At 34.2% G+C, this 22256-nt stretch carries 17 protein-coding genes; 8 read left to right on the top strand and 9 right to left on the bottom strand.

Features of this window, described 5'->3' with window-relative positions:
- The first annotated feature begins 126 nt into the window (after window positions 1-126).
- The 4 genes from BC952_RS03615 to BC952_RS03600 all read left to right on the top strand — a co-directional run bounded on the left by BC952_RS03615 (window position 127) and on the right by BC952_RS03600 (window position 6684).
- Window positions 127-606, top strand: a complete 480-nt coding sequence (locus BC952_RS03615; protein WP_121364281.1) for a GNAT family N-acetyltransferase — start codon at window positions 127-129, stop codon at window positions 604-606.
- A gap of 26 nt (window positions 607-632) precedes the next feature.
- Window positions 633-1889 (top strand): aspartate kinase, encoded by a 1257-nt coding sequence (locus BC952_RS03610; protein WP_121364280.1) that lies wholly within the window; start codon window positions 633-635, stop codon window positions 1887-1889.
- Window positions 1890-2082: 193 nt separating this feature from the next.
- Window positions 2083-5514, top strand: a complete 3432-nt coding sequence (locus tag BC952_RS03605; protein ID WP_121364279.1) for a hypothetical protein — start codon at window positions 2083-2085, stop codon at window positions 5512-5514.
- Window positions 5515-5610: 96 nt separating this feature from the next.
- Window positions 5611-6684, top strand: a complete 1074-nt coding sequence (locus BC952_RS03600) for a glycosyltransferase (RefSeq protein WP_121364278.1) — start codon at window positions 5611-5613, stop codon at window positions 6682-6684.
- 150 nt (window positions 6685-6834) lie between these two features.
- On the opposite strand, the gene phoU is transcribed toward BC952_RS03600, so the two are convergent.
- The 8 genes from phoU to BC952_RS03560 all read right to left on the bottom strand — a co-directional run bounded on the left by phoU (window position 6835) and on the right by BC952_RS03560 (window position 14903).
- Window positions 6835-7512: a phosphate signaling complex protein PhoU gene (gene phoU / locus BC952_RS03595; RefSeq protein ID WP_091166532.1), complete on the bottom strand. Its 678-nt coding sequence runs from the start codon at window positions 7510-7512 to the stop codon at window positions 6835-6837.
- A gap of 59 nt (window positions 7513-7571) precedes the next feature.
- Window positions 7572-8324: a phosphate ABC transporter ATP-binding protein PstB gene (pstB, locus tag BC952_RS03590; protein ID WP_121364277.1), complete on the bottom strand. Its 753-nt coding sequence runs from the start codon at window positions 8322-8324 to the stop codon at window positions 7572-7574.
- 1 nt (window position 8325) lies between these two features.
- Window positions 8326-9204: a phosphate ABC transporter permease PstA gene (gene pstA, locus BC952_RS03585; protein WP_121364276.1), complete on the bottom strand. Its 879-nt coding sequence runs from the start codon at window positions 9202-9204 to the stop codon at window positions 8326-8328.
- A gap of 3 nt (window positions 9205-9207) precedes the next feature.
- Window positions 9208-10416, bottom strand: a complete 1209-nt coding sequence (gene pstC, locus BC952_RS03580) for a phosphate ABC transporter permease subunit PstC (RefSeq protein ID WP_244200087.1) — start codon at window positions 10414-10416, stop codon at window positions 9208-9210.
- 207 nt (window positions 10417-10623) lie between these two features.
- Window positions 10624-11490: a phosphate ABC transporter substrate-binding protein gene (locus tag BC952_RS03575; RefSeq protein WP_121364275.1), complete on the bottom strand. Its 867-nt coding sequence runs from the start codon at window positions 11488-11490 to the stop codon at window positions 10624-10626.
- Window positions 11491-11626: 136 nt separating this feature from the next.
- On the bottom strand, window positions 11627-12883 hold the full coding sequence (locus BC952_RS03570; RefSeq protein WP_425269345.1) for a porin: 1257 nt from the start codon (window positions 12881-12883) through the stop codon (window positions 11627-11629).
- A 280-nt stretch (window positions 12884-13163) separates the two neighbouring features.
- Complete coding sequence (locus BC952_RS03565) at window positions 13164-14219, bottom strand: sensor histidine kinase (RefSeq protein WP_121364274.1); 1056 nt, start codon at window positions 14217-14219, stop codon at window positions 13164-13166.
- Window positions 14220-14903 carry a response regulator transcription factor gene (locus BC952_RS03560; protein ID WP_091166102.1) on the bottom strand — a complete coding sequence of 228 codons (684 nt, stop codon included), beginning with the start codon at window positions 14901-14903 and terminating at the stop codon, window positions 14220-14222.
- A 177-nt stretch (window positions 14904-15080) separates the two neighbouring features.
- Between BC952_RS03560 and BC952_RS03555 the strand changes: the two genes are divergently transcribed.
- The 4 genes from BC952_RS03555 (at window position 15081) to BC952_RS03540 (ending at window position 20874) form a co-directional block, all read left to right on the top strand.
- On the top strand, window positions 15081-17831 hold the full coding sequence (locus BC952_RS03555; RefSeq protein WP_121364273.1) for a TonB-dependent receptor: 2751 nt from the start codon (window positions 15081-15083) through the stop codon (window positions 17829-17831).
- A 261-nt stretch (window positions 17832-18092) separates the two neighbouring features.
- Window positions 18093-19301 carry a hypothetical protein gene (locus BC952_RS03550; protein ID WP_121364272.1) on the top strand — a complete coding sequence of 403 codons (1209 nt, stop codon included), beginning with the start codon at window positions 18093-18095 and terminating at the stop codon, window positions 19299-19301.
- Window positions 19302-19407: 106 nt separating this feature from the next.
- The gene (locus tag BC952_RS03545) at window positions 19408-19746 is read left to right on the top strand and encodes a T9SS type A sorting domain-containing protein (protein WP_121364271.1); all 339 of its coding nucleotides are present in this window, start codon (window positions 19408-19410) and stop codon (window positions 19744-19746) included.
- Window positions 19747-19893: 147 nt separating this feature from the next.
- Window positions 19894-20874 (top strand): LuxE/PaaK family acyltransferase, encoded by a 981-nt coding sequence (locus tag BC952_RS03540; RefSeq protein WP_121364941.1) that lies wholly within the window; start codon window positions 19894-19896, stop codon window positions 20872-20874.
- On the opposite strand, the gene tyrS is transcribed toward BC952_RS03540, so the two are convergent.
- Complete coding sequence (gene tyrS / locus BC952_RS03535) at window positions 20871-22163, bottom strand: tyrosine--tRNA ligase (protein WP_121364270.1); 1293 nt, start codon at window positions 22161-22163, stop codon at window positions 20871-20873. The two genes, BC952_RS03540 and tyrS, sit on opposite strands and share 4 nt — an antisense overlap.
- Between the last annotated feature and the right edge of the window lie 93 nt (window positions 22164-22256).

Below are 22256 nucleotides of genomic sequence, written 5' to 3'. Positions count from 1 at the left end.
TTTGTGAAAATGATTTCAATAATATTTAGTTAGTTTATCAGTATTGTATATTTGCTTATTAAAGCTCCGGTTTTGTACGTATAAATACTGTTTTATCGTGTTTTTAGAACATTAAAATAAAAGATCATGAATATTAGAAGAGGAAATCCAGAAGACATGAAAGCTGTATTAGGGCTTATCAAAGAATTAGCTGAGTTTGAAAAAGAGCCAAATGCAGTTCTTGTAACTGTTGACGATTTAATTCGGGATGGTTTTGGCCCTGTTCCTCTCTTTCATGTTTTTGTTGCCGAAGTGGAGTCAGAAATTGTGGGTATCGCTTTATATTATTACCGTTATTCGACTTGGAAAGGAAAAACAATCCATCTGGAAGATTTAGTGGTAAAAGATAAAATGCGTGGAACCGGACTTGGATATGCTTTGTATTCTGAAATTATAAAACAGGGTAAAAAAGATCAGGTTCGAAGAGTGGAATGGAATGTATTGGACTGGAATACTCCGGCAATAGATTTCTATGAAAAATCAGGCGCAAAAGTCCTTCGTGACTGGTATGTAGTACAAATGGACGAATTGGGAATCACCAATTTTGTGGAGAATAAATTGAAATAAAATAAAGAACAATTTTTGTTTAAAATATGAGAGTATTCAAATTTGGAGGAGCTTCTGTAAAAGATGCCGCAGGAATTAAAAACGTGTACGACGTTTTACAAAAAGTGGGTTACGAAGATGTATTGCTGGTCGTTTCTGCAATGGGAAAAACGACGAATGCATTGGAACTCGTCATAAAAAACTATTTCGACAAATCGGCTGAGTTAAATTCATCTGTCCAAGAAGTAAAAAAATACCACAATCAAATTTTGATGGATTTATTTGAGGATGAAAAAAATGAAGTTTTTGCAGCTGTAAATACACAATTTTCTGATTTAGAATATTTTTTGGCACACAATAAATCTCCAAATTATAATTTTGTTTACGACCAGATTGTAAGTTATGGTGAATTAATCTCGACAACAATTCTCAGTCATTTCATGAATTTCATGGGAATAAAAACACAATGGCTGGACGTTCGTAATTTCATAAAAACAGACGCCAATTATAGAGATGCGGAAGTAGATTGGGAATTGACACAGAAAAACATTGCCAAAAACGTAAAACGAAAAATCCTAAACATCACACAAGGTTTCTTGGGTTCAGATGAGAACAATTTCACTACCACTTTAGGCCGTGAAGGTTCGGATTATACCGCTGCAATTTTTGCATATTGTTTAAATGCCGAAAGCGTAACCATCTGGAAAGATGTTCCAGGAGTAATGAATGCCGACCCAAGATATTTTGAAAACGCCAGTTTATTAAACCAAATTTCGTATCGCGAAGCGATTGAATTAGCATTTTACGGTGCAACGGTTATTCACCCAAAAACGCTGCAACCTTTACAGAAAAAGGAAATTCCCTTATATGTGAAATCATTCATAAATCCATTATTAAAAGGAACAAGCGTTTCTAAAGGAGTGGATTTAGAACCTTATTTACCTTGTTTTATTGTCAAAAGAAACCAACTTTTGATTTCGCTTTCCTCTATAGATTTCTCTTTTATCATGGAAGAAAACATCAGCGAAATTTTCGCATTGTTTCACCAGTTCAAAATAAAAGTAAATTTAATTCAGAATTCAGCGATTAGTTTTTCGGTATGTGTGGAAGACAAATTCGATAATTTTAAAGCGTTAAATGCTATTTTGTCGAAAAAATTCAAAGTCGAATTTAACGAAAATGTGACATTATATACCATTAGACATTTTGATGACAAAGCAGCACAAACTGTCGAAGAAAATAAAATAGTTCTATTGAAACAAGTCAGTCGCGAAACCATGCAAGTCGTGACAAAAGAAGTGTAAACACTTTTTATAAAGTATTAAAAAAATGGGAATCGAAATTAAATTTGATTCCCATTTTTCATTATTTTAAGTAAAAAACGAACACTAGAATTGACACAATTACTATTTATTTTTTCCGATATTTTCTGCGTGGCGCAAGTTCTGATTATCAAATTATAAATACTACTTTTGATACTTTCGAGTTATAGTATTTATGTTGAAAAAATTACTTTTTTGGATTCTAATCTGTTGTTTTTCTGGGCTTCATGCACAGCAAATAAATTCGCTGTACAAAACCAAAAAAATTCTTCCTTCGCGCGATACTATTTACATTGAAAAAGAAAGCCTTAATTCCAGTTTTTTCAAATTGCTTGACGCCAATGGCAAACAAATCGACAGCACTTTATTTGCAATAAATTTCGAAAAAGGAACTTTAATTTTAAGAGAAAACAGCACTTTCAATTCCGATTCACTGACCATAGAATACTTGAAATTTCCCGAAATTCTTACCAAAGAATATCGCATTTATGACGCATCAAAAGTTGTTAGCAACGAAGCGGGACAAGGCGATTTGTATGCTATTGAAAATAAAAACACCAATAAAAGCGTACCTTTTGACGGTTTAAATACTTCTGGAAGCATTACGCGTGGCGTGACTATAGGAAACAATCAAAATGCCGTTTTGAACTCTAATTTAGACTTGCAAATCACAGGAAAAATATCCGAAAAAGTAAGTTTAAGAGCCTCCATTCAAGACAGTAATATTCCGTTGCAGGATGGTGGTTATTCCCAAAAATTAGATCAGTTTGACAATGTTTTCATGGAATTATTCAGCGATGAATGGAATATCCGTGCGGGTGATATTTTTCTGGAAAATAGGAATACCCAATTCCTAAATTTCAATAAAAAGGTACAGGGACTGGCCACAAGTTTCAACTTTGGCACCGAGGAAAACAAAACGAATGTATTTGCTTCAGCGGCGTTAGTCCGCGGACAATATGCCAAAAGTAATATTGTGGGACAAGAGGGCAACCAAGGTCCGTACAAATTAAAAGGGCAAAATGGTGAATTATATGTTCTGGTGGTTTCCGGTTCAGAGCGGGTTTATGTCAATGGAATTTTATTGAAACGAGGTGAAAACAATGATTACACGATTGATTATAATGCAGGTGAAATTGTATTTACGCCACTTTTTACCATAACTTCCGAAATGCGAATTGCTATAGAATACCAATATTCTGACAGGAATTACACGCGTTTTGTAACTTACGCCGGAGCCACGCATGAAAATAAAAAATGGAGTTTTGGTGGTTATTTATATTCGGAAAACGACTTGAAAAACCAGCCGTTACAACAAAACCTCTCACAGGAACAAGCCCAAATATTAGTCAATGCGGGAGACAATTCTAGTTTAATGACCGCGCCTTCTGCGTATTCAGATTCCTACTCCGAGAACAAAGTACTTTATCGAAAAACAATATTAAATGCTGTTGAAATTTTCGAATATTCAAATGACGCACAGCAAGAATTATTCAATGTTCGATTCACTTTGGTAGGAGCCAATAACGGGAATTATATTGTGACAAATTCAGCCACAATCACCCGAGTTTATCAATATATTACTCCAGTAAACGGGATTCCGCAAGGGAATTATGATCCGATAATTCAACTTATTGCGCCTACGAAGGTACAAGTAGCCACCTTTTTAGGAAAATACAACCCCGATGAAAAAACAGCAGTCGATTTTGAAATTGGCATCAGCAACAATGATAAAAATTTATTTTCGACAATTGATGACGCGAATAATAAAGGTATAGCTGGAAAAATAAATGCCAAACAGCGTGTATTTTCAAAAAGATGGCAAATGGATGCTTTCACCAATTATCAATTTATTCAGAACAATTTCAGATCTGTGGAACGGCTTTACAACATAGAATTTAATAGAGATTGGAATTTAGGAACAGCAGGCATTGGAAATCAAAGTTTATTAGTTTCCGGATTGCAATTGGATTTAAATCCAAAACCAAAATCCACCAATAAAGGATTAGTATTGTATCAATTTGAAAAACTAGATTTCACCGAAAATTTTTCGGGTAGCAGGCATGTTTTAAATGGTTTGTTTCGAATAAAAAATTGGACTTTCCAAAACCAAGGCAGTTTTTTAAACAGTGATGGTACTATTTTATCCTCCGAATTTTTAAGAAACCAATCTCAAATACGTTTTCATTTCGATAAAAATTGGGTTGGTTCCAGCTTGCGATTAGAAGATAATCAGGAAAAAGACAAAACAACCAATCAGTTTTCGGCTTTGAGCCAAAAGTTTACAGAGTACGGTTTTTTCACCGGAAGAGGCGACAGCACGAAGGTTTTTGTGGAATTGGGTTATCTTAAAAGAACCAATGACAGCTTACAAAATGGCTTAATTCAGCGCGTAAATTCCTCCCAGACTTTTATGCTGAAATCGAAATTAATTCAAACCAATAAAAGTGATTTGTCCCTTTTTGCCAATTACAGAGTCTTGGAATTTGTGGACGCTACACGAAAAAAAGAACCTACATTGAATTCCAGAATCGTGTACACGGATCGTTTTTTCAATCAATTAATACAAAGCACAACGGTTTACGAAACGAATTCAGGAACCATTCCGCAACAGGAATTTACCTATCTGGAAGTACCGGCCGGACAAGGCGTTTACACTTGGAACGATTACAACAGCAATGGAATTCAAGAATTACAGGAATTTGAGGTCGCTCCGTTTATCGATCAGGGGAAATTTATCAGGGTGTTTTTACCCAATCGGATTTACATCAAAACACATCAAAATAAGTTTTCCCAATCCGTCACTTTAAACCCAAATCAATGGCAAAATGAAACAGGAATCAAGAAATTACTTTCCTATTTCTACAATCAAACTGCTTTTATAATCGACCGAAAAACGAGAAGTGACGGTGCCAATTTTGAATTAAATCCATTTAGCGATTCCAATGAAAATGTGCTGGGATTGAATTCCAGTTTAAGAAACAGTTTGTTTTACAATCGAGGAAAACAAAACCATTCTACAACGTATTCTTATTTAGAAAATAAAACCAAAAATTTATTATCCATTGGTTCGCAGGAAGCTACCAACAGTTCCCATCAATTGCAGTACAACCATTTGTACCAGAAAAGCTGGCTGTTTGGTTTTTTTGCCAAAACGATCCAAACCGCCATTCAATCGGAGAATTTCCCGGAGAAAAACTACGACATCAGCGGTTATCAACTAGCTCCAAAAATCAGTTATTTATTTTCCAAGAATACTAGTTGGGATCTCTTTTATGAGTTACAAAAGAAAGAAAACCAGATTGGAGTTTCGGAAACGCTACTGCAAAACCGTTTTGGAACTGCCTTCTCCTATTCGGGTACAAAAAAATTCACGATGAACGGGGAGGTTTCTTTTTACCAAAATAAATTTGATGGAAATGAATTTTCCTCGGTAGGATTTCAAATGCTGGAAGGCTTGCAAACGGGTCAAAATTTGACTTGGAGATTGCTTTTGCAAAAAAACATTACACAATTTTTAGACATAAACTTTAATTACCAAGGTCGAAAAAGCGAAACAAGTCAAGCCATTCATACCGGAAATGTGCAATTGAGAGCTTATTTTTAATGAAATAATTTAATAGTTTGGTAATGCCTTAGAAATATACAAAACGGGTTCATTGCCTAACTTTCAAATTAAAAACAACAAACCTATTTATCGCACATGGATTTGAAATCGAAACAAAAGACTATATTAATTGCACCATTAAATTGGGGCTTAGGTCACGCTACCCGATGCATTCCAATCATTAAAGCGTTATTAGAAAACAATTACACTCCTATAATTGCATCCGATGGGATTGCATTGGCATTACTAAAAAAAGAATTCCCTGACATACAAACACTCGAACTTCCCTCTTACCAAATAGAATATGCCAAAAATGGTGTCAATTTTAAATTGAAATTGATACAAAATAGTCCCAAAATGGTTCGAGCTATTTTGGAAGAAAAAAAAACAATCAAAAATTGGATTGAAAAACATGCAATAGACGGCATTATTTCAGACAATAGATTAGGCGTTATTAGCAAGAAAGTGCCGTCTGTCTTCATCACCCATCAACTGAATGTAATGACTGGAAATACCACTTGGATAACCACTAAAGTGCATCAATATATCATAAAGAAATATACGGAATGTTGGGTTCCAGATCTCGCCGGAACTCTAAATCTAACGGGAAAACTAGGGCATATAAATGATCCAAATATCAAAATCAAATACATTGGCCCTATAAGCCGATTAGAGAAAAAATTAGTCCCAAAAAAATATGACTTATTGGTCATTCTCTCCGGTCCTGAACCTCAACGGGGAATATTGGAACATCATTTGAAGAAAGAAATAGTTCAATTCAAAGGAAATGTGATTTTTATTGAAGGAAATATAGAATCTGAACAGAAAACTGTTGTAAAAGAACATGTTACCTATTACAACTTCATGAATTCAACAGAACTAGAACTGGCTTTTAACGAAAGTGAAATGGTCCTTTGCCGTTCCGGTTACACTACGATAATGGATCTTGCACAATTGAGAAAAAAAGCATTTTTTATTCCGACTCCAGGCCAGTACGAACAGGAATATTTGGCTAAAAAACTAGAAAAAGAAGGTCTTGTACCTTACGCATCGCAAGTTGATTTCAGGATTAAAGACATTGAAAAAATAAAAAACTACAAAGGATTACCCCGATTAGACACCTCGGTAGATTGGAAAGCATTATTTCAAGTTTTTGAGAAGGATCTATGATTGTTCCAGACCTATCCTATTAAGAACAAACAGTCGCTATGATTAAGATTTATTTTCCAATAAAAAACACTAATTATTATACCCTTTAAAGTATCAAATTAGTGTTTTTTATAAAAATATACAGGGCAATTATAGCTTATCTGTATTGAATTAATCTTCGAATTTTGTACTGCCAAATTTTTCGTGTTTGATAATTTTGGCATTAATCATAAAATAAACATACTCTGCAATATTTGTACAATGTTCAGAAATACGTTCTAAATGTTTTAAAACAATTACAAGGTTTGTTCCTGAAACGACCGTCTTAGAATTAGACTTCATCTCATTTATAATGTTATGAATGGCTTCATCACATTCATTTTTTATTCTATTATTCAAAATAAAAATTTCGCCAATCGTACTTTCATTACGAGTTAAAAAACATTCGTTTGTTTTTATTGTAATTGACTCCACTTGTTTGGCAATATCAGCAATAGAAAACTTAACAATTAAATCATGTTTGTCTTTAATGTTTTTAGACTTTTTTATGATACTTATCGCTAGATCACCTATCCTTTCTATCTCGTTGCTGATTTGCATTGCCGACATAATAAATCGTAGATCAGAAGCTACAGGTTGATGTAATGCAAAAATGCTTTGACAAATTTCATCAATTTTTACATCCAATTTATCAATCTTATTTTCTGTTTTTTTAACTTCTTTACCTTCTGTAACAGGCTCCGAAAGTAATACTTTGACAGCCTCAGCCACCTGGTTTTCGGCTAAATCACCTATTTTTATTATGATATTCTTAAGCTTCCCTAATTCTGTTTCTATGTGTAACGCCATTTTTTTCAAGATTTCAAGATTTAAAATTAAACCATTCTGAATACAAATCAAAATCAATATTATCCAAATCTTCCTGTTATGTAATCTTCCGTTTGTTTTTGTGACGGTTTTGTAAATATAGTTTTTGTTTTGTCATATTCAATCAATTCTCCCATATAGAAAAAAGCAGTTGTATCACTCACACGACCAGCTTGTTGCATATTATGTGTCACTATAACGATTGTATATTGTTTTTTCAATTCATAAATAAGTTCTTCAATTTTGGAAGTAGAAATGGGGTCCAAAGCTGAAGTCGGTTCATCCATTAACAATATAGAAGGTTGGATTGCCAAGGCTCGCGCAATACACAAACGTTGTTGTTGTCCTCCCGAAAGCTCAAAAGCCGATTTCTTTAATTTGTCTTTCACTTCTCCCCAAAGCGCCACTTGCTCGATAGAAGTAATCACGCGTTCTTCGATTGTCTTTTTATCGGTAATTCCGTTTACTTTTAAGCCATAAGCAACATTCTCAAAAATAGATTTTGGAAACGGATTTGGTTTTTGAAATACCATCCCAACATTTTTGCGTAAATCATCTACATTGGTATTTTTTTCATAAATATCCTGACCGTCAATCAAAATTGAACCCGTCATTTTTGTGTTATCAATCAAATCATTCATCCGATTCAGTAAACGCAAATAAGTAGATTTTCCACAACCGGAGGGTCCTATTAAAGCCGTTACTGAGTTTTCTTTCATTGATAGCGAAACATTATGCAATGCCTGAGTTTCTCCATAATAAAAATTTATACCTTTTGATTCTATCTTTTGCATACTAATTCATTTTTACTTTTTTTCCAAAATATTTACGAAGCGCATTCGCCAATAAATTAGAAATTAATACGATTATAATTAAAATAAGTGCCGTTCCGTAAGCCATTTCCCGCGATGCCTCTATATTTGTTCCACTGGTTGAAATTACGTATAAATGATACGGCAACGCCATGGCTTGATCAAAAATCGAGGTAGGTAATTTAGGCAAAAAATAAGCCGCAACGGTAAATAAAATGGGTGCTGTTTCTCCTGAAACCCTTCCTATGGAAAGGATTAATCCCGTAATAATATTTGGAAAAGCTATAGGAAAAACCACTTTGCTGGTAGTTTGCCATTTACTGGCTCCCAGACCTAAACTGGCTTGTCTAAAAGTGTCATCAACTGATTTTAATGATTCTTCGGTAGTTCGTATTACCACAGGCAAAACTAATAATCCCAAGGTTAAGGATCCTGCTAAAAGAGAATCTCCAAATTCCAGTTTATTAACAAACAATGCCATCCCGAAAAGACCAAAAACGATCGAGGGAACTCCGGCCAGGTTATTTGTCATTTGTTTAATAATCTTCTTCATCCAGCCATCTTTTACATATTCATTCATGTAAATAGCTGCCAAAACTCCTACCGGAAAGGCAAAAATCATACTTCCAAAAACCAAACAAAGAGTCCCCACTATTGCCGGGAAAATCCCTCCTTTTGTCATTCCCTCTTTGGGCATTTCTGAAATAAACTCCCAACTGATAACGCCAATTCCTTTTATTACTATAAAAGCTAAAATTACAAATAAAAGACCCACAACGGCATAGCTGGTGAATTGAAACAGTCCAAAAGCAATTTTTTGGTTTCTTCTTTTTTGTTTTGCTAAATGAATTTCTTTAGTCATCTTTTAATGTTTTTTATGAGATCCTCTGTTGGTAACCAATTCAACCAACATATTGATGCAGAACGTAATCAGGAATAAAATACATCCAAGAGCAAACAACGATTGATAATGTAACCCACCATTTGCAGCTTCGCCCAATTCAGCCGCAATGGTGGCAGGAATAGTTCTTAGCGGTGCTAAAAGTGTATGTGGCATTATGGCAGCATTTCCCGTTACCATTAAAACAGCCATCGTTTCACCAATCGCACGCCCAATTCCAAGTATGGCTCCAGCTGTTATACCGGATGCCGAATAAGGAATCACAACTTTATAAATCGTTTGCCAATGGCTCGCGCCCAAAGCTAAACTAGCTTCTTTCATTGCACGTGGCGTGGTACGCATCGCATCTTCGGAAATCGTGATAATCGTTGGCAAAGCCATAATCGCCAAAACAATACTTCCCGCTAAACCTGTTTCTCCAACAGGTAAACCGAAAACGCTTTGGATTAAAGGTACAATGACAACTAATCCGAAAAAACCGTAAACAACAGATGGAATTCCTGCTAATAATTCGATTAGTGGTTTCAAAATATTACGTGTTCGCTTTTTTGCTATTTCACTCAAATAAATCGCTGCAGCCAAACCAATGGGTAATGCCAATAGTATTGCGCCAAAACTTACCCAAAGTGTACCATAAATTAATGCTTTAACCCCCATTTGTGCGATGGGTTGAGCAGTTGGAAACCATTCTTCTCCGGAAAGAAATTCAAAGATTTTAATTTTATTAATTTCTAATTCTTTTCCATGAAAATCTTTTGCTTTGTATTTATCTGAAAAAAAGGCAATAACACCAGGAGTTTTAGAAACATACTCATCTATTTTCGCTGGGAAATATTCAAAATTTTCACCTAACTCCTCTTCCGAATAAAATTCGGTAATATCCTCGGTTCTAAATAAAACGATGGGTTCATTTTTTCCGCCCAACTGTTTCCAATTGGTGATTTTTTGATCAAAAATATCTTTTACTTGGGATGGTTCTAATTTATTTATTGGATTAGACGCGTGTACTGCCAACAAAAAACCTTCTTCAATAGGCTTTTTAGAAAAAACTCCGGCGCCTTCAATAAATAGAAAAAAAACAATCAAAACAACAGTAATACTTGTAGCGGCGCTGCTTAGCATTAATATAGTTTCTATTATTTTCTCTTTTATTTTTTTAAAATTTGTTCTCAAAGCTATAGTTTATTTTAACAACAAAAGTACATTAGGGTTACGCTTCGAATGTGTTGTATACATTAACCTTGCGTTAACTTAAAGTTAAGTATAAAAGTACGAAAATCATTTTTCATCATTCTTTAGTAAGGTTATATTATTCAAAATGAAGCAAATAAAAAAGGCTGCCTAAACAGACAGCCTTTTTTAACTTAAGAATAAATGTTATTATTTTAACGGTACATAACCTACTTCAGAAACATTCTTTTGACCTTCAGGAGACAAAGCATAATCAACAACTGTTTTTACTTTTGCAGCATTTGCTTTATCAAAAATATAGAACAATGGTCTGGAGATAGGATAGCTTTTATCTTTTGCAGAAGCTACACTTGGAGCAACAAAAGTCTTTCCTTGATCATAAGAAACAGAAAGTTGTTTCACTTCATTAGTTTCATAAGCCAGTCCAACATATCCGATAGCTCCTTTTGTTTGACTTACCGCCTGAACAATAGCTCCAGTAGCTGGCATACTCAAGATATCAGATGCATAATTTTTCTTATCCATTACTTCTTCTTTGAAGAACTCATAGGTTCCTGAGGAAGATTCTCTGGAATAGGCGACAATTTTAGCATCTTCTCCACCTACTTCTTTCCAGTTTTTGATTTGTCCCGTATATATTTTTTCTAATTGCTCACGTGTTAATTGTCCTACTTTATTAGCAGGATTAACAATTACCGCTAAAGCGTCAAAAGCAATAGTTACTGTTTCAATTTCTTTTTTTGCTTCAGAAAATTTTAATTTTTCTTCTGTTTTCAACTCTCTTGAAGCCATTGCGATATCCGTAGTTCCATCTAAAAGTGCAGTGATACCAACTCCTGTTCCTCCTCCTACTATAGTAACACTGACATCTGGATTAGTTTTCATCATTTCCTCAGCCTCTTTCTGTGCTAATGGCAAAACAGTATCACTTCCCTTTATTGTAACAGACACAGACGATGCTTTATCTTCTGATCCTTTTTCTTCATTTTTTGCTTTACCACAACTTAACATACCAATTAAAGGTAAGATTAAGAATAATTTAGTTTTTATAGTCATTTTTTGTTTATTTATAAATTTGTACAAAAGTATACACCTAATATTAACAGTATGTTAAGCCAGCATTATACTATCTTTATTATTATCTTAATTTTAATAATTATTTAATCCGCCAAAAATGAATGATAACAATTTATTAAAAGTTGAACTGTGCTTGTAAGCGCAATAAATTTCCTCGTTGCCTGTTATTTGGAAGGGCGCTATCTTCGAATGTTCTATCAGCAATAACCCATTCTGCCACTAACTCAAATGCCTTGATAGGCTGCCATTCTACTCCCAACTCATAATCTCTTACAACATAACTTCTGGCATCTTTCTCAAATTTCTTACCACCATCATAATACTGGAATTTGGCAAAAGGATAAATGTATTGGTTTTTAGGCAAATCCCATTTGTAATTTAAAGTAATATAACCACCCTCCAGATTAGAAAGCTCAACTGTATTGGTAGTTTTATTATAGCGGGGGCCCTTACCGATATTGTATTCTGTTTGAACTCCAAATGGTTTAGGATAAAGCACGAAAGAAGCCGCAATCCTTTGATCTGTTGTATATTGCTTATTTGGAGTAGTTACTCCTGTAGAAAGCTCATTGGTAAAAGCCCATTTTCCGGTATATGCTTGTATGCCAGGCTCTATAATTTGACTACCAATTTCAAAAGGATAACTTATTCTAGTCACAACATGCAAGTCCCTGTTTGCTTCTGACTTATTTGCTGTTTGTCCATTATATACTCCAAACCCAAATACTCCATAATCTCCAGAACCTTTATACCCATCTTTGATCAGCATAGCAAAACGCTCTCTAATTTTACTTGGAGCCCAATAAAAAAATGCTCCTAAATCTCTTTCGTTTACCACCGCACTATTCAAAGCATCGTTACGATCCAAAACCAATCGATTTTGACTAGATTGCAAGTTTTCGAATCCAAAAGGGATTTTACTTTGTCCAATTCTAATTCGATACTCTTTCTTTACATCAAATGACAAATCAAAATAAGCATCTCTGATTTGAGCAAAATTATTAACCCCAGATGACGGAGAACTTGCAAAATCTGGCTGAATATAAAAATAGACATTAGGATGAATTTGTCCCGAAAATACAATTCGGGCTCGTCTTAAAAAAAGGCCATTATTCGATTTTGCATCTACTGCTGTTGATGTTGTCCCCCAGGACTTATCACATTGATCACAGGACACTTTGTCGTTAGAAGAAAACAACCCATTGTATCGCACTTGTACATATCCTCTTATGCCGATTTTGTCATACCATTGTTCTTTTTTTTCCTTCGTTTTTTCTTGGACTTCTTTAACTCTCTTGATAGAATCCAAAACATGGATTATGGATTTAGTAAGCTCCTGTTTATTCGTAGAAGTTTCTACAGCAGGTGTAATTTGTGCAGATACTTGATGTACTACAAATATACTTGCAATAATTAATAATGCTTTTTTCACGATTAAATGTTGTTTGTTTAGTACACCAAAGATGATTGCGTAATGTTAACTAAACATTACGCAAGTGTTAAATAAAAACCTAATGTTAACAAATTGTTACAAATAAATTATAACTAATTGTTTATTAGGCATTTACAAAGATACTTTTTTTATTCCAAACTTTAACATTTATAACATTTTTAAAATATGTAACTTTAAAATTACATTTTGAATCTATATATTATTTACTGCTTCTATTTCCCTTTTCAAGTGTAAAAGAAAATTCAGACCCGATTCCGAATTTACTATTTACATAAATTTTCTCATCATGTGCTTCGATAATATGCTTCACAATAGACAATCCCAAACCAGAACCACCTTCAGTTCTTGCACCACTTTTATCTACTCTATAAAAACGTTCAAAAAGTCTCGAAATATTTTTCTTCTCAATTCCTTCGCCATTATCCGTAATTCGGACAATGACTTTTTCGTCAGTTAAATCTTCAATACTAACTTCTGTAGAACCTTTTAATTTTCCGTATTTAATAGAGTTCACAATCAAATTCATTACTACTTGTTGGATTTTTTCCTTATCCCCAACCACCATAACAGGCCTATTGTATTTCATATCAAACATCAATAGAATATCTTTTTTAGAGGCTTTCATTTCTAGCAGATCAAAAACATTTTGTACCAGCTTAACGATGTCAAATTCAGCAATCTCTAAATTTAGATCTCCAATTTCGAGTTTGGAAATCATATCTAAATCCTGTACTATATAGATAAGTCTTTCCACACCTTTTTCAGCACGTTCTAAATATTTTTTTCGGATTGTTTTATCATTCATCGCTCCATCAAGTAAGGTGGAGAGATATCCTTGAACCGTAAAAAGTGGTGTTTTAAGTTCATGGGAGACATTTCCAAGAAACTCTCTCCGGTATTCTTCCCGGACTTTTAAGGTTTCAATTTCTAACTTTTTGTCGGTCGCAAACTTCTTCACTTCACGGGTAAGTGTAGCCATATCGGTAGTTATAGGCTGGTTTCTGAAAGTACTTGACTCTAATAAAGAAACGTCATCGTATATTTTTTTTACTTTTTTATAAATGAAACGCTCAACCCGATACTGGATTACTATAAATGAAAAGGTAGCTATTGAAAAGGCAAAGATTAAGCAAAACTGATAGGAAAAAGAAAAAAATAAGTAGATCAGAAAACCAACTAATCCGGTAGAAAAAAGGGTAATATAAAGCGCCGACTTTACGGCAAAGCGATATGTTTTTTTAAAATTTATTGTCATTTATACTTCAAACTTATACCCTACTCCTTTTATTGTTTTGAATAATTCTTCTCCAATTTTTTCTCGTAATTTTCTGATATGCACATCAATCGTTCTGCCTCCAACAACCACTTCATTACCCCAAACTTTATCTAGAATTTCATCGCGTTTGAATACTTTCCCTGGTTTTGAAGCCAAAAGATAAAACAATTCAAACTCTTTTCTTGGTAATGCAATTTCAATATTATCTTTAACAATTTTGTACTCTTCCCGATTGATTTCAATACCGCCTACATTAAGAGTCTCGCTGTTTTGCTCTTTTTCATTTAGTCTACGCAGCAAGGCTTTTACTTTGCTAACTAATAATTTGGGTTTGATGGGCTTTGTAATATAATCATCCGCACCTGCATCAAAACCGGCAACTTGAGAGTAATCCTCGCTTCTGGCCGTCAGGAAAGTTATAATTACATTACTAAGTTCTGGAATTTTTCTAATGTTCTCGCAAGCTTCCATCCCGTCCATTTCCGGCATCATAACATCCATTATAATAAGGTCTGGGATTTCTTTTTTAGCCTTGGCTATAGCTTCTTTTCCATTTGCAGCTGTAAAGATTTGATACCCCTCTTGAGAGAGGTTATACCCCACAATTTCTAGGATATCTGGTTCGTCATCTACTAATAAAATCTTCGTGTGTTTTTTCTTCATAAAGCGTCAAAAATTGTTTTTGAATTGTAAATGTAATAATAAAAGGGGTATTGAAAAGCTGTTAACCGTAATTTAATATTAAGTACATTTTGAGTCCTAAAACAAAACATAACCGTAACAAGTCAGTAACTTACATTTTACATTTTGGACGTTACTTTGCAAAAAAATTAAAAACAAATGAAATTCAAGTTACTATTTTTCACGTTATTAATAACAGCCATTTCTTTTTCACAGAACAAAGGAACAGTTACTGGAATGTTAACAGACAAAGATGCTAATAATCAATCCTTACCATTTGCTAACGTTCTTATTAAAGGAGCTAATATAGGAACCAATACTGATATTGATGGTAAATATGCCATCACGGTACTTCCTGGAAATTATACTTTGCAGTTTAGTTTTGTAGGATATGAATCTATAGAAGTTCCTGTAACTGTAGTTGCAAATGAAACTATAACTATAAACAAAACGTTAGGTTCCGGAAGCTACAAACTAGAAGATGTGGTAATTAGAGCAACTGCACCAAGTCGAGAAAAGGAAACCGCATTACTACTTGATCAAAAAAACGCAGTAGCAATAAAACAAAGTATTGGCTCACAAGAACTATCCCGCAAAGGAGTTAGTGATGTAGCAACAGCAGTAACTAAAACCACTGGAATAACTAAACAAGAAGGTTCTGGAAATATATTTGTCAGAGGTTTAGGAGACCGATACAACTCTACCACCATGAACGGTTTGCCAATTCCGTCAAACGATCCAGAAAAGAAAAACTTAAATCTTGAGATTTTTTCAACAGATATTGTTGAATACATATCGATTGATAAAGTTTACAACGGCAATATCTATGGTGATTTCGCAGGAGGAAATGTTGACATTATCTCTAAAGACTATAAAGGAAAAGGATTCTTAAAAATTGATATCGGATCAAAAGTAAACACAAATGCAATTGCTGAAGATAATTTTAAATTGCGTAAGGGTTATGACTTATTTGGTTTCACCAAACAATCTATACCAAACAACCCACTTACCGAATTCAATTACAGTTCGCTTCAAATGAAAGACTACGCACCAATAGCTTCCTCTTTCGGTATATCAGGAGGAAAATCATTTGACATAGGTTCAGAAGGAAAACTTAGCTTTTTTGCAACGGCTTCATTTGGGAATGACTTTTCTGCAAAAAGCAACGGTACAGCGAAGGCAAGTGTGAATGGCAACGGTGTCGCCAATAAAATCTTTGATAGGTTTAGTGAATTAGAATACGAAACTAATACTACTGGGATGGCTAATATTGGCTACAAAATAAACAATAACACCAAAGTAAGCTTCAACTCCCTTTACATCAATACATCTACACAATCAAAAGAAGAATATTACGGGTATATTGTAGATATTGCAAATGATGGAAATGGTTTAATTCGCCGTTTTAACTATGAAAAGAACAGTTTGTGGATAAACCAGATATTAGGAGAAAATAAAATTGGAGAGCGTTCTAAATTAAATTGGGGGATTTCATACAATATTATTGATGGAAGCATGCCAGATAGAGTTCAAAATATTTTTAGAAATGAAGCTACAGGTTATCAATTATCGAGTATCTCAGCTCCAGACAATCATAGATATTTTCAAAAATTAAAAGAAGATGAACTTGCTGCAAACGCATCTTATGATTACAAATTCAACAAAAATGAAGACGGTGATTTTCTAGGGAAAATTACTTTTGGTCTAAATGAAAGAATAAAATCAAGAGGTTTTCAAGCTACTCAATTTAATGTAAAAGCTACGGAGGGAAATACAAACACAATTGTTGACCCAAATAATTTAGATTTATTCTATAACCAAGCTAATTTTAGTAACGATAATTTTAGGATAGCTACTTTTCGAGGAAATTCTCAAGTGTTTAACGCCCTATTCCCACAAACTTACGGCGGTGACTTAATGATTCATGCCGCATTTGCAAACACAGAATATAAATTCAAAAAATTAACTGCCTTACTTGGCCTTAGAGGAGAACAAATTACTCAAAAAGTAGCGTGGAACACCCAATTAGGATCAATTGGTGAGGATCAATTAGAAAAGACTGCTTTTTTACCAAGTTTAGTTGTAAAATATGAATTGAATGATAAGCAAAATTTACGTTTAGGGTTGAGCAAAACGTATACTTTACCTCAATTTAAAGAAAGAGCCCCTTTTATTTATGAAGAAGTATTGCAAGTAAAAGTAGGAAATAAAGATTTATACGAATCTGACGATTACAATATCGACATCAAATGGGAAATGTTTCCAAAAAGTAACGAGCTAATTTCAGTAACAGCTTTTGGTAAATACATTTTGAACCCAATGAATGAAGTAACAATATCATCGTCTTCAAATGATATTTCTTTTATAAACACAGGAGATTATGGTTATGTTGCAGGTGCTGAACTTGAATACAGAAAAGAACTTTTTAATATCGATTCAAATAACGCTAAGAAACTTTCCGCTGGAATTAATCTTTCGTACCTATATAGCAACCAAGAATTGAATTCAGAAAAAGTAAAAACAGAGACCGATTTTCAAGTTGATTTTACAAATACTAAAGGACAATTCACTGGGGCTTCTGACCTATTATTAAACACTGATTTAACATTCTTTAACGAATGGAATAATAAAAAGAGTAATTTAACAACAACTTTAGCATACTCTTATTTTTCAGATAGAGTTAATGCCATTGGAACAAGTGGTAAAGGAGATTTAATTGATAAAGCCTTTGGATCGTTAGATTTTGTTGTAAAATCTAAACTTACTGAAAAACTAGGATTGGGATTAGTGACAAAAAACCTACTCAACCCATCAATTAATAGGGTACAAGCAAATAATACTGGCGATGTAAACGTCCTCTCTTACAAAAAGGGATCAACAATCAGTTTGAATTTGAATTACCAATTTTAAAATAACAACATTTACATCGTTATAAAAGAGCAGCTATTAAGCTGCTCTTTTTGATTTCTATTAATTAAAAAAAGGTATAAATAAGATTTTAATAGAGCTATAACATCGAATAAACCACAGTTAATTAACTTAATCTGATTTACATTAAATTAATATTGAAGTCGCTTTTTATTAAACAAACATTCATATTTAGATAACATCAAGAAAAAGTACTTATTGCATCTTTGTAACAGTAAATAACAAAAAATTTATTTAACAATCATGAAAAAATCAACTTTAAAATTATTCGGGATTTTAACATTAGCTGTAGGTTTAATTACTAGCTGTTCATCTGATGACAATCCTACTCCATCCACTCCACCTTCATCTACATTTACAGCAGATGCAAACAATTTTCAAGGAACTATAAACGATGGTGAAGTTACTCTGGACGGAACAAAAACGTATAAATTAACAGGTAAAATTCAAGTCAACAATGGCGCTACATTAACAATTCCAGCGGGAACAGTTATTCAAGGAACAGCAGGCACATCATCTTACATTGCTGTTGCTCAGGGAGGAAAAATAAATATAAACGGTACTGCCGCCAAACCAGTAGTAATGACATCTGGTCTAGCTAACAAATTTGCTGGTGATTGGGGTGGATTGGTTATTTGTGGAAAAGCTCCTATTAACCGCATAACTGGAGGTGCTGGATCTGCACAATCAGAAGTAGCTGACTTAACTTACGGTGGAACTGTAGCGGATGACAATTCTGGTTCAATTACTTATTTAAGAATTGAATATGCTGGAGCTGCTTTTAACAGTGAAAAAGAGTTTAACGGACTTTCATTATTTGGAGTTGGTTCTGGAACTAAAATTGATTACGTAGAATTTTACCATGGTGCTGACGATGGAATTGAATTCTTCGGAGGAACTGTAAATACATCTAACTTAATTTCTATTGGAAACGAAGACGATCAGTTTGACTGGACGGAAGGATGGTCTGGAACAAACACAAATTGGTTTGGGAAACTAGGATTTGGTAAAGGAAATAGAGGAATTGAGGCAGATAACTTTGAATTAGGTTACGCTAATACTCCCATCGCTAACCCTACTATTACTAACTTAACTCTTGTAGGTCCTGGAAGTGCTCCAACAAGTGGTACATGGTTAGAAAATGACGCGATGAAATTAAGAAGAGGTACAAAAGGGATTTTTACAAATTTAGTATTAAGCGGATGGAAAACAGGTTTTAATGTTGAAAACAACGAAACAATCGCATTTATTCCAACTGCATTAAAAGCAGTTAATATTAGTTTCATTGATGTATTGGCAAAAACTAAAGGTACTTTAAATGTTGTAGCTCCTGCAACTAGCGGTGCAAGTGCTGATGTATCTGGAATTGTTTCATCAGAAGGTGCTGCAACTGGCGCTGGTAATGGCGTTGCAATGCCATCTTGGGCTACTGGATGGTCAGTAGGATTCTAATAAACATCTTAATATAAACAAAAAGCACTTCTCTTTCAAGAGAGGTGCTTTTTTTTGGTATGCTTTTTGAATTATTTTTTGTATATTTACTATTCAAACAAATCTGATGGCAAAAAACTACTTTTATATTATTACTGTATTGGTTTTTTTATTTTCTTTGAGCGTTAGTGCTCAGGAAACTAAACCGCAACCAAGAACACAAGAAACCGCTACAATAGAAGGTTTAAGCTTGTATCCGAACCCCGTGAATAATGGCAAAGTTTACATTTCTACTAAAAATGACCTTGATAAAGAAATAATTATCTTTGATGTTTTAGGAAAAAAAGTACTTCAAACCACGATAAGCTCAAGAGAATTAAACGTTTCTAATCTATCTTCTGGTGTTTATATCATAAAAATTAATGAAAAAGAAGCATCAGCGACCAGAAAATTAATCATCCGATAATTTCAAAAATACATCATAAAAGCTCCAATTGTAATTGGGGCTTTTTTTGTTTCTTGTTCTAATGAAAACTATTCCAGAACTACCTGTTAATCCAATTCCGTTATTGGTTTGCCTTTAAATTTTTGATTACTTTTGCAAAAAAAATTCTTGATCACATCCTCCGATATATTTGCTATCTCCAGTCAAAAACAATTTGAAAAAATTGCTTTAAAAGTGTTTCGTTTCCAATACGAAAACAACTTGGTCTATCAGGAATTTTGCAATTTTTTAAAAACAGATCCTCACAAAGTAAAGTCTTTACAGCAGATTCCATTTTTACCGATTCAGTTTTTTAAGAGTCATGAAGTGGTTTCGAATACCAATCCAATTCAGGAAACCTTCACCAGCAGTGGAACAACCGGAATGATAACCAGCAAACATCTGGTTACCGATGTTACTTTATACGAAGAAAGTTACCGCAAAGGGTTTTCCGAATTTTATGGCAATATTGAAGATTATGTTGTATTGGCCTTGCTTCCATCCTATCTGGAACGGGAAGGTTCTTCCTTAATTTACATGGTCAAGGACTTAATTGAACTTACTAATCATCCTGAAAGTGGTTTTTACCTGCACAATCACGACGAATTGATTGCCAAGCTTATCGCTTTAGATGAAGCCGGTCAAAATGTCATTTTGATTGGCGTTACTTTTGCTTTATTGGATTTAATTGAAAAACACCAGTTTCAATTGCAGCATACCATTATCATGGAAACCGGCGGCATGAAAGGCAAACGCAAAGAAATGATTCGGGAAGAACTGCACGAACAATTGTGTAAAGGATTTGGCGTTTCAGCCATACATTCTGAATACGGAATGACCGAATTGCTTTCGCAAGCGTATTCTTTAGGAAACGGCGTATTTGAATGCCCTTCTTGGATACAAATACTGGTTCGTGACACTGAAGATGCTTTAACTTATATTCAACACGGAAAAACAGGCGGAATCAACGTGATTGATTTAGCCAACATCAATTCCTGTTCGTTTATTGCTACGCAGGATTTGGGTAAAAAAAATCCCAACAACTCTTTCGAGGTATTGGGACGTTTTGATAATTCTGATATTCGAGGTTGTAATTTGATGGTTCTTTAAACCACTCTCACCACAAAATAGTTTTTCTTTCCACTTTGCAACAATACAAATTGACTGTTGATTAAATCTTTGGTCGAAAGCACAAAATTTTCGGCAACTTTTTCTCTATTTACTGAAATAGAATTAGCTGTCAAAGCGCGTCTTGCTTCACCATTCGATTTCAGAAATCCTGTTTTCTCGTTTAGAACGTCAACAATATTGATTCCCGTTTCAATTTCATTTCTGCTGATTTCCGCTTGAGGAACTCCATCAAAAACATCTAAGAAAGTGGCTTCGTCCAGTTGTTTCAAATCATCTGAAGTAGAATTCCCGAACAAAATATTCGATGCTTTTATCGCATTTTCTAAATCTTCTGCTGAATGTACCATCACCGTAATTTCTTCGGCCAAACGTTTTTGTAACAAGCGTAAATGTGGTGCTTCTCTGTGTTTTTCAGTTAAAACTTCGATTTCTTCATTGGATAAAAAAGTAAAAATCTTAATGTATTTTTCCGCATCAACATCCGAAGTATTCAACCAATATTGATAAAATTTATACGGAGAAGTTCTGGCCGAATCCAACCAAATATTTCCACCTTCAGATTTTCCAAACTTGGTTCCATCCGCTTTTGTAATTAACGGACAAGTCAACGCATACGCTTTTCCACTCGCAATTCTACGAACTAATTCGGTTCCTGTTGTGATATTTCCCCATTGGTCACTTCCACCCATTTGTAACGTACAATTCTTTTCTCTGTACAAATGCAAAAAGTCATATCCTTGAACCAATTGGTAGGTGAACTCCGTGAATGACATTCCTTCGGCAGCTTCAGAAGACAAACGTTTCTTCACAGAATCTTTCGCCATCATATAATTTACCGTGATATGCTTCCCTACATCACGAATAAAATCCAGAAAAGAAAAGTTCTTCATCCAGTCGTAATTATTCACTAATTCTGCTGCATTAGCCGAATTAGAAGTAAAATCCAGGAAACGAGCCAATTGACCTTTTATAGCTTCTTGATTGTGACGCAAAGTCGCTTCGTCCAATAAATTTCTTTCATTCGATTTTCCGGATGGATCACCAATCATTCCTGTTGCACCACCCACTAACGCTAATGGCTTGTGTCCTGATAGTTGAAAATGCTTCAATAACATCACTCCAACTAAATGTCCTATATGCAATGAATCGGCAGTTGGGTCAATTCCCACATACGCCACACGCATTTGTTCCATCAAATGTTCTTCTGTGCCGGGCATAACATCGTGGAGCATTCCTCTCCAAGTTACTTCTTCAATAAAATTCTTCATCTTTTTAATCAATTTACTTTCGTCAATTCAGCCTTTTAGGCTTCGTGTGCACAAAGATAAAATTTATTGCGGATTAGGTTATTTGTTTAATAG

This window comes from Flavobacterium limicola, assembly GCF_003634755.1.
Classification (GTDB): domain Bacteria; phylum Bacteroidota; class Bacteroidia; order Flavobacteriales; family Flavobacteriaceae; genus Flavobacterium; species Flavobacterium limicola.
The sequence above is the reverse complement of the archived record's forward strand: the minus strand, read 5'-3'. Positions and strand labels throughout refer to the sequence as shown.